Consider the following 12,826-nt stretch of genomic DNA (forward strand, 5'->3'; position numbering starts at 1 on the left):
AACGAATAAATGTGCAAACAAAGTGAAATTACATAAAAATGCCGATGCGCTTATGATTGATCATAAGCGGCTTAAGGGGTAATTGGGCTTGGCTGAGTTAAGAGCCGTCGCTCACCAAAGATGAGACATCTGTAAACTGCGCCATCATCTGCTCTAGTGCGGTGGCATTTACCAGTTGATATAGACGATCTTCTCGTGTGATCGTCCCTTGAACATAGCCACCGGCCATGTTGGTATCAAGAGCGCTCACATCAAAGTACTGTACACCTTCGACTTTATCGACGGCCATTCCCACTCTACTTTCAGGGAAATCCAGTACCAGCATGAAGCTTGGGTCTCCAACACTGCCATTGCCTTGCATTTGCAAGACGTCAATCACGGCGAGTGTTTCACCACGTAAGCTAATTAAACCCATGACACCTATGGCATGGCTCGGTACTGGGTTCAATGGTTGCCAGGGGACAACTTCTTTGATTAACGTCGCAGGAAACCCGAGTGGCTCACCATTTAGCTGAACCACGACCCACATTTCAGTTGTAGACATTCGATATCCCTTACTGTGATATTGCTTGAAAGCGTAGTAAAGTGTCTGCCAATTGGCAACTTGTTGATTGCCAATGACCAGTTTAACTAAACTATCTACCCTATCTTTAATTTATCGGCTAAGGCTCTCAAAAGTTTATGTCCTATTTGCGAAAACTAAACAAGGCTTACGCACAATTATCAAAAGCCAAAAATTTTGATGATTTACTGCGCACATCAGTAAAGTCCATCCAAAGTACCTTAGGTTTCGATCGTGCCGGCATTCTTTTATTTGATGCTGAAACGAATGAGCAAGTGGGGACTTGGGGCATAGACGCAACGGGCAAGCTCCGCAAAGAACACGGCTTACGCTACCCTATAACGGACGATCTAATCACCTTGCAGTCGAATGAGGTCATTCGCTTAGTTCGTAACAAGTCGCTAAATGATCTCGGCGAAGTTCAGGGCGTTGGCTGGCATGTTCAAGCCGTGATCTTTTCAGGTGATGACCTATTTGGCTGGTTATTTGTCGATAACTTAGTAAAGGGCAAAGATATCACTAAGGAAGAATATGAGGTACTGGAGACGTTCTCTACCGTGCTCGGTCAATTGATTATTCGCACTAAAATCGAAGATACCTTACTTGAAGCTCTAGACTCTTTGGCGACCCATGAAACCCGTACTTCCGACGCTTTAAGCCAAATTCAACAGTTAAAAGCCCAGATTGTCGGCAGCCAAAACATGGTAAAACTGGGCGAGAAGCTATCCGGCTTGGTACCGATGAGTACGCGTTACATTGGAAATCTCGCTAACTTTGTTTCTCTATTATCACCTAGCCAGTTTGATGCCTCTAATTTAGATTTGCTTGATTCGGCTAAAACCTCGGCCAATAGGCTTTCAAGAATATTTAAATTTGTTGACGCTCGAGTTCACGAGGCCACAGACAATGATCAACAACAATTAGCGACTTCTGTCGTGGAGGATTACTGGAAAACTCAGTTCCTGCCGATGTTTCGCAATACACCTCATGAGCTAACCATTCAATCAAGCCAACCAGATCAAGTTATCAATATACCTTTAATCTTATTAACACAACTAGTTAAAGAGTTGCTCACAAACGTCCTCTCTCATGGTCTAGAATCCACCCCTAGAGGCTTTGCTTATATCAGCATAGCTTCCAGTGACACAAAACTGACGGTTGATATTGAAGACTCTGGCAGTGGTTTAGAAGAAAGCCAGCTAAGCGAAGTAATCAAACTCTTTGTCACCTCTAAGCCCAATGAAAACCTCGGAACCGGCCTAAACGTCGTCCAACACTACTTAGAACGCTGGCTAAACGGCCAACTCGTACTCAGCCAATCTGAACACGGCGGCCTAAAAGCCTCGCTGATAATACCGATTGAAGTAATTAAACCGCGGTAAGTCGGTTTTTGGCTTCGGGCTGCGAGCTTCGGGTAAAAGAGAACTGATAAACCCGTAAACTATTCCCTGCCAGCGCATCTTTTCTTGATTTTGCTGAAAGCTGACAGCTTTCTCCTTGTCTTTTGACCTTACCCGAAGCTCGCAGCCCAAAACATCTTTTGATTTCACTTGCAGCTCCAAACTATCAACTTACAGCTTCATCCAACTGTGGCACGATGCTGGCTTTTGGGTTCCGGTGTAAATTTAAGCCGTTCATAACAACTCGCTTTGCTCAAACAGTCATTCACTTTTAAATTCACCCCCTCACCCACGCCATCATCTGATCTTTCTTGCTTAAGGCTGCGGATAAAGTCAAAAGACAAGGAGTAAGCTGTCAGTTTTTAGCTGTCAGCTTTCAGCAAAATCAAGAAAAATTGCGCTGGTAGGGTATAGTTTACGGGTTTATCAGTTCTCTTTTACCCGAAGCTCTCAGCCCGCAGCCCAAAACATCTTTTGATTTCAATTGTAGCTGGCAGCTTCACCCTTCAAAAAGTTACTATACTGCGACCTTTGGTAGCGTCTCGCTATACTTTGCAGATTGTTCTTTTGATCACCTCGTCCAAGGCCTATATTCCTTTTCAAACAGGCACACAAATAAAAAGGAAGGTGTTTTATGGCACAGGCAATGAGCCAAGTATTTAAGTTTATCAGCAGTAATCCAGGCTACCGCCCATCTCTTGGCGTTATCTCTTCTGTCATCCAAAGTACAACGATGGTTTCTTGGGGCGCGATAAGTGAAGACAATGATTCTCCTTTTGTGCCGCAGTTAGAAGAAATGAAAACAAGCTGGCCTGATGCGAGCTGGACACCTTTATCTCAACAACAGGCTTCGCTGTTTGATAAAGCGTTTGAGCGTGAACGTGGCGCTCGTGAAGATTTTTTACTCTCGATATAATTTAGTTTTGCTGTACTCGCGCTAGCCGAGAGCAACTTGCTAGTAACATAGCCTCGTAAGAGGTTCTGTACTCCTCGACCTTTGGGCTCCACTTGGAGCCCGTTTTTTTTGCATCTTTATTTAGAATGTGTTTTGCCAAGCACGACAACACTTTGCGCTAGTAACAAGTAACTGTCATTAACCATAAGTTGCTCGGCAGGTAATAACCCTTCGTTTCGGGCGGTATCACAAAGCGCTTGCCAACCACTGGTTGGGTTCGCTGGCAATACAAATTCGATATCTTCTTGGCTGGCGTTAAACAACATTAAGTAATACTCATCGCATAGGTGTAAATCGACTGCGGGGTCTTTAATGGTGGTCGAAATTAACATTCCAATGACTTGAAGTTTTGGATTGTTCCAATCGGCAATTTCTAAGGCTTGACCATCCGTTCGATACCATCTTACTTCGTCGGTAGCAAAAGGTGACTCTCCTATCAATTGATCATTTAACAGCAAGTCATTAAACAATGAACTGCTCTTTCGCAGCGCGATCATTTGCTGAACAAAAGCTTCTAGTTTGGTATCACGGTGATGCCAATTGAACCAGCTTAGTTCGCTATCTTGGCAGTATGCATTATTGTTACCTTGTTGCGTTCGACCCATTTCATCTCCGCCGAGAAAATGGACGGCTCCTTGAGATAGCATCATGGTGGCGATGAAGTTTCGTTTTTGCTTTGAACGTAATTCTCGAATTTCTGGGTTGTCGGTTTCGCCTTCAACGCCATAGTTATAACTTAGGTTATGGCCGTGACCATCTATATTATGTTCTTTATTCGCCTTATTATGTCTTTGGTTATAGGACACTAGGTCATGCAAGGTAAAGCCATCGTGATAGGTAACATAATTAACTGAGGCAGAGGTATGCAATGTCCCTTTATGAAAGACATCATTTGAGCCCATTAACCTTGTTGCAAAATCAGCTGTGACGCCTAAATCACCTTTCCAAAAGCTTCGCACCGTATCACGAAATTTATCGTTACATTCATACCATTCTTCTGGGAAATTACCCAATTGATATCCGCCACGACCTATATCCCATGGTTCAGCAATTAGCTTCACCTGCGCTAGCATAGGGTCTTGGTGTATTGCTTTGAAAAAGGCTGCATTGCGTGAATAATCCCAAGCTTCACGCCCCAAGCTCGCCGCGAGATCAAAACGGAAGCCATCAATATGATACTCGTTAACCCAGTGACGCATGCTGTCCATGACCAATCTTAAACTATAGGGGTGATGTGTATTGACAGAATTTCCACAGCCCGAGTTATCTATAAAGTGGGTATAGTTGTTTGGGTGATAACGGAAAAAATCACGCGCATGTAAGCCCTTGTTCGTTATCACAGGCCCTAACATGCCACTTTCAGCGGTATGGTTGTAGACCACATCCATGATGACTTCAATACTGGCTTCGTGCAGTGCATTGACCATTGTTTTAAATTCAAGCACGGCATCTTCTTTAGCATATCTAGGTTCTGGTGCTAAGAATAAGGCTGGGTTATATCCCCAATAGTTGGTCAGGCCAAGCTCGCCTAATCGGCTTTCAGGCATAAAGGCAAAGCAAGGCAGTATTTGCACTGAGGTAATACCAAGACGCTTTAAATGTGCAATGCTGGCTGGGTGTGCCACACCTAAATAGGTACCGCGAATGTTTTCTGGCACCTCAGGGTTAAGCATGGAAAAACCCTTAACGTGCATTTCATAAATTATAACTTCGCGCCATGGGACATCTGGCTTCGGAGCGCTCCATTCAAAATACTCTCCACGCGGAACTCGCGCCTTAGGAATATGTTTGGCGTTGTCTTGTTCGTCGAGAATTATGTCGCCTGGAATATCAACATTATGTGCATATAAATGACGGTTAAACTCAAGCGGGCCAGATATTTCAACCGCATAAGGGTCAATAATAACTTTGTTTGGGTTAAACCAATAAGCTTGTGTAGGCTCAAAGGGCCCATGTACTCGATAACCATAACGCTGACCGGGTGCAACATTCTTTACGTGTGCGTGCCATACATCGCCGGTCCGTGCTGGCATTGGATTAATTGCGGTTTGCTGATCAAATTCATCAAAAAAACATAATTCAATTTTAATTGCGTGCGGCGCATAAACGGCAAAATTAGCCCCGCCGTTAGTAACCTGAACACCAAGAGGGGATGGCCTACCTGCGGCCAAGCTCTCCTCTGAGATAAAACGTGTCATCATAAATAGATTTGCCTGAATAGCATCGCGCTATTGGGTTTAGAAGTTATATTTTATATAAATCGTTGCCATCGGCGGCACTTTTATATCTAGCGTAAACGGCATGCCGTTCGAAGGTTCACTGATACTCTGAAAAATATCACCGGCATCATAATTGCTACCACCATAATGGTGTGAGTCTGTGTTTAAAATAACTTTGTATTGGCCATCATTGGGAACACCAATACGATAATGATCGTGCGGGATTGGTGTCATGTTAGTCACGGCGATGACAAAGTCTTTGCCATCACTTAAGCGGATTAAACTAAACACGCAGTTCGCGGCATCATCATGATTTATCCAACGAAAGCCTGATGCATCGCTGTCGCGCTGGTGTAGAGCTGGCTCATCTCTGTGCAACCGGTTGAGGTCACGAAATAAATTTTGCACACCTTTATGGTTCTCGTATTCTAACAGATACCAATCAAGTTCTGCGCGATGATTCCATTCTAAGCCTTGGGCGAGTTCGTTACCCATAAAATTAAGCTTTTTACCTGGGTGCGCAAACATGAATCCATAATAGGCTCGTAAGTTTGCAAACTGTTGCCACTCATCGCCTGGCATCTTCTTTAAAATTGAACCTTTGCCATGCACGACTTCATCATGAGATAAAGGTAAAACAAAGTTTTCATTGAACGAATAGACCATCGAAAAGGTTAGGTCATTGTGATGATAACTACGATGGATAGGGTCTCGCTTCATATACTCCAGTGAGTCATTCATCCAGCCCATGTTCCATTTAAAACCAAAGCCTAAACCACCGGCAAACACAGGTCGCGTTACCCCATCGAAGGCGGTTGACTCTTCGGCAATGGTAATCGCTTTAGGGTATCGGCCATATATGGTTTCATTTAAACGCTTAACAAACTCGATTGCTTCGTAATTGTGGTTTCCACCGTCAACGTTTGGAATCCATTCGCCCTCTTCTCGCGAGTAGTCTAAGTACAGCATCGACGCTACAGCATCAACGCGAATGCCATCAACGTGGAAGTATTCTAACCAAATAACGGCTGAAGAGATTAGAAAGTCACGAACGGTAAAACGACCGAAATCATAAATATATGAGTTCCAATCGGGGTGCCAGCCACGACGCGGGTCTTCATACTCATACAATGGCGTGCCATCAAATTGAGCAATACCATGGGGGTCTGCAGGGAAATGCGCAGGAACCCAATCGACCAAAACGGCTATACCATTTTGATGGCACTGATCGACAAAATACTTGAAATCATCAGGAGTGCCATAACGGCTCGTTGGCGCAAACAAACCTAGCGGCTGATAGCCCCAGCTACCATCAAATGGATGCTCGCTTACGGGAACAAACTCAACGTGCGTAAAGTTCATTTCTTTTAAATAAGGGATTAACTCTTGAGCTAATTCACGATAGGCTAAAGGCTGTCCATCTTTATGTTTCCACGAACCAACATGCACTTCATAGGTCGACATTGGTGCTTTGGTCGGCTCAACAAATGCTCGATTTTGCCATTTTTCATCATGCCACTCGTATGCATCATGGTCGAAAACAATCGAATTAAAATGCGGATGCTGGCCACAATAAAAGTTATAAGGGTCGGCCTTATGTGGCAATAGGTGTTCGTGAGCGTCTTTCAGCTCAAACTTATACTTATCACCCGCTTGAATGCCGGGAACAAAAATACGCCAAATGCCATCACTATGACTCTGCATTGGATGGCGTCGGCCATCATAGTTATTAAATACACCAATCACACTGACAGATCGAGCATTGGGGGCGTAAACCGCAAACCGCACACCCGCTACTTCGCCCTCTTCAGTAGGAACAGAGCACATCTGAGCGCCCATATTCTTGTATAGCGTATCAGAATCACACGGGAAATCGGTCATCGCACGGTCAACAAACTGATAAGCATCAACAACATTCCACTGATGATCACCCGAACTGACAGCCAAGCTATAGAGCGGGCGCTTTTTTGCAGTGATAGTGCCTTCAAACACACCACAATCATCCACAAGGGTCATATCAGTCAAAAGGGTCTTACCATCAAGAGACATCACCGTAACTTTCGTAGCATCCGGGATAAATGCCCTAACAAACCAACCACTGTCTAAAGCGAAGATTCCAAGTACATCAAAGGGTTGTGCTTCAAGCACATTACTTAAGCGGCTAGCGACGGACATAAAAGGAAGACCTCTCGTCATAGAATGGTTGTAACTAATATAGCCTATTGAGCACTAAGTTGGGAGTTGTAAAGTGGGGGTGGTGGATAGGGGGAAGGGCTGTTTTGGGCTGAGGGCTTCGGGCTACGGGTAAAAGACTGATACTAGGCAGGGGAAAGTGTCGGGGTTAATCGTTAATCTATCGCGCCTACGCAAGCTGCGGTCGCTCCTACAAATAAAGCGGAGGCCACAGCCCACCGCTTTTGACTTTACTCGCAGCTTGCAGCTAAAAACTTGCAGCGATCTTTACGCCCCTTTCAACGCCGCTATGCGCTTTTCTAGGCTTGGATGTGAGGCGAAGAATTCTGAGCGTTTGCCGTTGATGCCAAAGGCAACTAGCTGGCCATCTAGCTCGGGCTCTGCGCTTTGCTTTAGTCGCTCTAGGGCGGCGATCATTTTCGGTGCTCCGACTAAGTTGGCTGAGGCAGCATCGGCACGGTATTCGCGTTGGCGAGAGAACCACATTTGTATAATGCTGGCTAACACACCTAGTATCATTTCTAAGACAAACACCACCGCTATGTGTGCAAACATACCTAAGCCACGACCTTGCTCACCGCGTGCTACAAAGCTACTGATTGCTCCGGCGATTAAACGCGCAAAAAACATGACGAAGGTGTTTAAAACGCCCTGAATTAGCGCCATGGTGACCATATCGCCGTTTGCGATGTGACCAATTTCGTGGGCAATAACGGCTTCTTGTTCATCTTGGCTCATATGCTGCAACAGCCCTGTAGAGACCGCGACAAGTGACTTGTTTTTGCTCGCGCCGGTCGCAAAGGCATTAATACTGTTACTCGGAAAGATAGCGACTTCTGGCATTGGAATATTGGCTTTTTGCGATAAACGCTGAACGGTTTGTAGCAACCAACGCTCCATCGGTGTATTGGCGGCAGTAATAACCTTTGCTCGAGTTGAGCGAATCGCCATCCACTTCGATAGCAGCAAAGAGATAAAACTACCACCAAAGCCAAAGACGAGGCAAAGTATGAGTAAGCCCGAGGTATCTCCTAAAGAAACCCCAAAAATCGGCAAAATAATGTTTAAAAATATACCTAACACCATAACAATGGCGATATTGGTGCCCACAAATAACAATGTTCTTAACATGTCGAACCCTTTTGAATATTACATAGATAACTTTCTATAACCTTATTTTGAGGCAAGTCGCCAAAAAACAAGATAGGCCGAAAGTCATCACTTCTACATTGCTCTAGAATCATAGGCCCAATGCAGCAGTGCTTGGCGCTGTTTACGACGACAATCGTGATCGTAAGGTTGGCAATTTTTTCTAACCGCACCGGCGTGTCGGCGAAACGCACGCCAACGCCTAATTTGTCGGCTGTCATCGTCGGTTCGACGACCCATATAATAGCGACAATACCATTGAAACCAGCCACGAGGGTCCTGTTCGTGTATCCAGCCCTTCTTTTGCCATTCACTTAATGGCTGTGAGGCATCAATTTCAAAAAAGTTTAATGAAGGATCTTTACGTAAGGCGGCAAGCTTGGCGCTTTTGAACCAATCACTGGGGAATTCTTCGATACATCCATTGAGGTACATGCCGCCAAAAACACCCAATTCAAGCATCTGCTTGGGGGTTAGATCTGGTAGGAAATCTGGATCAAACTGCTCCCCCATTGGCGCTGCAAGCGTATAGCTATAATTGGTTTGAAAGCTGTCATTGACGGTTATTTTCTTCATATTCGGTTTAGCAGCATCAGTTCGCTAGGATGCGGTGATAAATAGAAAGACTGATCAATGTATTCGTCCGGATTTCTGCGAAAATGGTGACGTAGCAAAGTAATCGGCACGATAAGCGGTACCAAACCTTGTCGATATTGCTCAATAATGTCGTTTAACTCTTGTTTATCTTCGCTGTCTAACGCACGTTTTAAATAGCCTTGAATGTGCTTAAGGGTATTAACATGACCTCTTTTTGAGGCCATTTTTTTCAAAAGCTGCATCATCGCTGTTACGTATTGCTGTGCAACCTCCTCAAGGGAGTCTTTAACATTCTGCGCCAGTAAAGCGCCCAACTCTTTGGCTAAGGTTTGGTCATGACTCATGAAAATATATTTATGTTGCGCATGGAATTTTTGCAATTGGCCGATGGTATAGCCTTGCTCGACCATTTCTCGCCAGCGAGCATAAACAAACACGCGTTGAATAAAGTTTTCACGCAAGTGAGGGTCTTCTAAGCGGCCTTCTTCCTCTACCGGTAAATTTGGAAAGTTTTCAAGCAACTGCTTTGCATAAATACCGACACCATTTTTGATTGGCATCGACTTATTATAAACCTTTACTCGCTCCATGCCGCAGCTGGGTGAGCTGTGCTTTAAAATGTAGCCACACAAATCTTGATGCCAATGAACTTGTTCGTCTGCTTTAGCTTTTAAAGCATCGGTGACATCAATAGAAGCATCTTTAACGCCTACGCATCGCACGTCACCGTCTATATCGACTAAACGAATTGGGGCTCTTGGTATTGTTAGGCCAATACTCACCTCAGGGCAAAAAGGCACAAATTCGAAATAACCCCCCAATACTTCTGTCGCGTACTTATTGAGTTTATGCCCAGAGTCAAAGCGAACTTTCTCGCCAAGCAAACAACTGCTGATGCCAATTTTTATGGAGGTAGGTTGAGTCATATGCGCCACTTTTGTCAATTATTATGATTTTATACGAATGTAGACCCTGTTTAGATCTATCCTAAATTCACTAAAGCCCCTGCTCAATCATTGCTTTAATGGTTTTGGCCTTTACGAAGTGGTCGAGCTCATGGGTTTCGATCCACCAAGTGGCCACCTCCATCAGTAACTTAGGATTGTCGTTTTTATTTTTAAAAAAGGCATAAAAAGACAAGCCTACGTTGTCGCCTTTTTTGATTATTTTTGCATCACATATATCAATAATGGTTTGTCTGAAAGCTGGATTCATTACCTAACCTTAATCGCTCAAAAATCTAAGTTTAACCTTGGAATCACGTTAAGAATAGACCATAAAAGCACCTAAAGCCGGTTCGGCTGAGTCTTGCAATAACACCCTTGTGTTTCCAATGGTGAATACCGTTGATTAAGCGACTCATTGAGGTACGCCTCAATTAAGCTATTGTCGGCATTGCAGTAATTTGCATCACTAAATGGCCCGGCATAAAGCACCTGACCAGAAGAATCTGAAACAATCGCCATGGGCGTTGATGGTACCAACGCTAGACTCGCTTCATCTAGCGCTTGTACATTTACCTCAAAGAACTCTACTTCACTGTATTGGTTTTGCAGTTGCGTCCAATGCAACGATGAGGCGAAATTGCAATCACAATTTGGCTCCGTCACTCGAATAACTTGAATGCCGTCACTCGCTGCTATGCTAAATACCTTCTCAATCTCATCAAGGTAGGATTCGACTGTTGCGTAATTCGACAGCACAGACTGCTCTTCATCGAACACCTGCATTCGCTCGGTGACGAGGTTAAATAACAAAAACACAATCAAGGCAGCCCAAACTAGAACCCCTATCGTTAAAAAAATTTTAGGTTTTGAATTTTTGAATACTTTCATTGAGCGCCTTAAATCGTTTAGACACATCTATTAACTGCTCATTGCCTTTGACAATACTCTGTGCCATTTCACTAGAGGCATCGGTTATGGATATCACTTGTGTATCGATATCTTGGTTGACCATTGCCTGCTCTTCTACCGCACTGGCGATACTGACGGTACTTTGGAAAATATCATCAATTTGCTCGCCCAATTTCGACATTTGCTTAACCGCCGATTGATTCAAATCTCGACTCCCTTCGACTTCCTCAACGGAACGCTTCATTGTAACCATTGCGCCACTTGCACCTTTGGTTAAGCTCTGAATGAGCGTGTCGATTTCTGTAGTAGCTTGATGCGTTCGCGTTGCCAATGCTCTAACCTCATCAGCGACGACGGCAAAGCCGCGCCCTTGCTCTCCGGCACGAGCAGCCTCAATGGCGGCGTTGAGTGCAAGCAAATTCGTTTGTTCAGCAATACTTTGGATTGACTCTACCATGGCCGATATTCGAGCGGTCTCTTGGTCAACTATTGACAAGGTTTCACTAGTCTCAGAGATATATTGTGAGGCTAAGCTAATTTTTTCAGCGGAAAGTCCGACTGCTTCAATGCTTTCATCCTTGAGTGTTGTTAGCTCATTGGCTTTATTTTTAACAAAAACCACGATTTCGGACAACGCCTGAACGGCCTCAGTCACTTGGCTTGTTGATGATCGGATCGAACTCAACTGATCTTCTTGATCAACGACTCCCCGGTTAAGTACCTCGTATGAATCTTCTAGCACTTCTAGGCTTTCACTTAATACTTCGGTTGTTTCTGATGCATTAGAGATCACACCTCGAACCGAGTAAATCAGTTTTTTATATTGGCCAATCAATTCATTATTAGTGTCATCAATTGCCACGCTGAGATCTATTTGGCCAGTATCCGCTAACATATATTCATTAGATTGAATTATTTTTTGAGCCGTTTGCATAATAGGCTGGGTAATAAAAGCCATATAAACAAGTACTATCGCCTCTACTACAACGTAAGCGGCATGAACAAAGATAAACATAGGAATACCAACACCTGAGACTAAGGTGCTGTTAGCCTCAAAGAGGAAGATAGAAGCGCCACTGGCCTGAATAGCAGCGACTCCAATATGATAAACGGCGGCAATAGCAGCACCGACAATAATAGGAGTTATTCTCTGAAACGCATAGAGTATGGCTAACATTACAAAGTAACCAAAGTGTATTTCAATCAAGCCATGAGCAAGATGAACCTGCAAGGTCACGAATGACATAAATGCAAAAGCCATAACACTTTGCGTTAATACTGAATAAGGACTCAATTTTTGCAGCATTATCGGCCCTAAAACTAACAAGAGCCCCAGCACCAACGCTGATATTACTCCGCCATATACGGCCCCCAATACAAGCGCCAAGACAAAATTGGCCAACAATACACCGGTTAAGCCATTCATGACATATCTGTCATAGTTATTTACTATTCGGAACAATCGACCAGTTTGCATAAAAAACACCTTGCTTGAAAACTACTATTAACTTATAGACGCTATCGCCCTCTATCTTGATAACTTTAAAAATCAGCCAAAAAGCAGTAGCCTAGGCTAAGTATACGTCCAGTTGTTGTATTAAGATTCAAATTTGAAAAATATTAATGGTGTTCGACCGCAAAAAAGGTTAAAGCACTGGTAAGCAAAGGTTGATTACAAGATAAATTTACAGCGGAAGAAAAATTCACCTTAACCCACATTAAAGCTTCTAGTTATCCTTGTTTTCGATAGTCAGCGAGCTTGGCCTTTGTTAAGGTAACCTTTTAATTAGACTCAAATAGCATTGTGAACAATCGGTTTTATAAAACAATAAAAAATAACCTCGCGATCATTTCTTTTTTAACGATTAGTTTTCTCGTACTTATCGGGCTACTGC

Annotated in this window: 11 protein-coding genes; 2 read left to right on the plus strand and 9 right to left on the minus strand. The window is 43.8% G+C overall.

Going from position 1 to position 12,826, the window contains the following annotated elements:
• Positions 1-97 precede the first annotated feature (97 nt).
• Positions 98-544, minus strand: coding sequence for a chemotaxis protein CheW (locus ACI882_RS05635; RefSeq protein WP_411746755.1), 447 nt, complete (start codon positions 542-544; stop codon positions 98-100).
• Positions 545-681: 137 nt separating this feature from the next.
• On the opposite strand from ACI882_RS05635, the gene ACI882_RS05640 reads away from it, so the two are divergent.
• Positions 682-1,944 carry a GAF domain-containing sensor histidine kinase gene (locus ACI882_RS05640; RefSeq protein WP_411748446.1) on the plus strand — a complete coding sequence of 421 codons (1,263 nt, stop codon included), beginning with the start codon at positions 682-684 and terminating at the stop codon, positions 1,942-1,944.
• Positions 1,945-2,596: 652 nt separating this feature from the next.
• On the plus strand, positions 2,597-2,878 hold the full coding sequence (locus tag ACI882_RS05645) for a hypothetical protein (RefSeq protein ID WP_411746305.1): 282 nt from the start codon (positions 2,597-2,599) through the stop codon (positions 2,876-2,878).
• A 116-nt stretch (positions 2,879-2,994) separates the two neighbouring features.
• On the opposite strand, the gene glgX is transcribed toward ACI882_RS05645, so the two are convergent.
• The 8 genes from glgX to ACI882_RS05685 all read right to left on the minus strand — a co-directional run bounded on the left by glgX (position 2,995) and on the right by ACI882_RS05685 (position 12,408).
• Positions 2,995-5,118 carry a glycogen debranching protein GlgX gene (gene glgX, locus ACI882_RS05650; RefSeq protein ID WP_411746304.1) on the minus strand — a complete coding sequence of 708 codons (2,124 nt, stop codon included), beginning with the start codon at positions 5,116-5,118 and terminating at the stop codon, positions 2,995-2,997.
• Between the two features lie 36 nt (positions 5,119-5,154).
• Positions 5,155-7,311 (minus strand): 1,4-alpha-glucan branching protein GlgB, encoded by a 2,157-nt coding sequence (glgB, locus tag ACI882_RS05655; protein WP_411744234.1) that lies wholly within the window; start codon positions 7,309-7,311, stop codon positions 5,155-5,157.
• A 285-nt stretch (positions 7,312-7,596) separates the two neighbouring features.
• Positions 7,597-8,460 (minus strand): protease HtpX, encoded by an 864-nt coding sequence (htpX, locus tag ACI882_RS05660; protein WP_411744235.1) that lies wholly within the window; start codon positions 8,458-8,460, stop codon positions 7,597-7,599.
• Between the two features lie 93 nt (positions 8,461-8,553).
• Complete coding sequence (locus tag ACI882_RS05665; RefSeq protein WP_411744236.1) at positions 8,554-9,054, minus strand: hypothetical protein; 501 nt, start codon at positions 9,052-9,054, stop codon at positions 8,554-8,556.
• On the minus strand, positions 9,051-10,001 hold the full coding sequence (locus ACI882_RS05670) for a YbgA family protein (protein ID WP_411744237.1): 951 nt from the start codon (positions 9,999-10,001) through the stop codon (positions 9,051-9,053). Before ACI882_RS05670 ends, ACI882_RS05665 begins: the two co-directional genes overlap by 4 nt.
• 70 nt (positions 10,002-10,071) lie before the next feature.
• Entirely contained in the window at positions 10,072-10,290 is a 219-nt protein-coding gene (locus ACI882_RS05675) for a DUF6500 family protein (protein WP_411744238.1), read from the minus strand.
• Positions 10,291-10,361: 71 nt separating this feature from the next.
• Entirely contained in the window at positions 10,362-10,910 is a 549-nt protein-coding gene (locus ACI882_RS05680; RefSeq protein WP_411744239.1) for a DUF6436 domain-containing protein, read from the minus strand.
• Positions 10,882-12,408, minus strand: coding sequence for a methyl-accepting chemotaxis protein (locus ACI882_RS05685; protein ID WP_411744240.1), 1,527 nt, complete (start codon positions 12,406-12,408; stop codon positions 10,882-10,884). The genes ACI882_RS05680 and ACI882_RS05685 overlap by 29 nt, the downstream gene beginning before the upstream one ends.
• Positions 12,409-12,826 lie beyond the last annotated feature (418 nt).

Source organism: Reinekea sp., from assembly GCF_046710285.1.
Lineage (GTDB): Bacteria > Pseudomonadota > Gammaproteobacteria > Pseudomonadales > Natronospirillaceae > Reinekea.

Excerpts from the sequence above, each read along its gene's own strand:
- ACI882_RS05665 (WP_411744236.1), bottom strand. The coding sequence starts at position 9,054 with ATGAAGAAAATAACCGTCAATGACAGCTTTCAAACCAATTATAGCTAT.
- ACI882_RS05670 (WP_411744237.1), bottom strand. The coding sequence starts at position 10,001 with ATGACTCAACCTACCTCCATAAAAATTGGCATCAGCAGTTGTTTGCTT.
- glgB (WP_411744234.1), bottom strand. The coding sequence starts at position 7,311 with ATGTCCGTCGCTAGCCGCTTAAGTAATGTGCTTGAAGCACAACCCTTT.
- ACI882_RS05685 (WP_411744240.1), bottom strand. The coding sequence starts at position 12,408 with ATGCAAACTGGTCGATTGTTCCGAATAGTAAATAACTATGACAGATAT.
- glgX (WP_411746304.1), bottom strand. The coding sequence starts at position 5,118 with ATGATGACACGTTTTATCTCAGAGGAGAGCTTGGCCGCAGGTAGGCCA.
- ACI882_RS05635 (WP_411746755.1), bottom strand. The coding sequence starts at position 544 with ATGTCTACAACTGAAATGTGGGTCGTGGTTCAGCTAAATGGTGAGCCA.
- ACI882_RS05680 (WP_411744239.1), bottom strand. The coding sequence starts at position 10,910 with ATGAAAGTATTCAAAAATTCAAAACCTAAAATTTTTTTAACGATAGGG.
- ACI882_RS05645 (WP_411746305.1), top strand. The coding sequence starts at position 2,597 with ATGGCACAGGCAATGAGCCAAGTATTTAAGTTTATCAGCAGTAATCCA.
- ACI882_RS05640 (WP_411748446.1), top strand. The coding sequence starts at position 682 with ATGTCCTATTTGCGAAAACTAAACAAGGCTTACGCACAATTATCAAAA.
- ACI882_RS05675 (WP_411744238.1), bottom strand. The coding sequence starts at position 10,290 with ATGAATCCAGCTTTCAGACAAACCATTATTGATATATGTGATGCAAAA.
- htpX (WP_411744235.1), bottom strand. The coding sequence starts at position 8,460 with ATGTTAAGAACATTGTTATTTGTGGGCACCAATATCGCCATTGTTATG.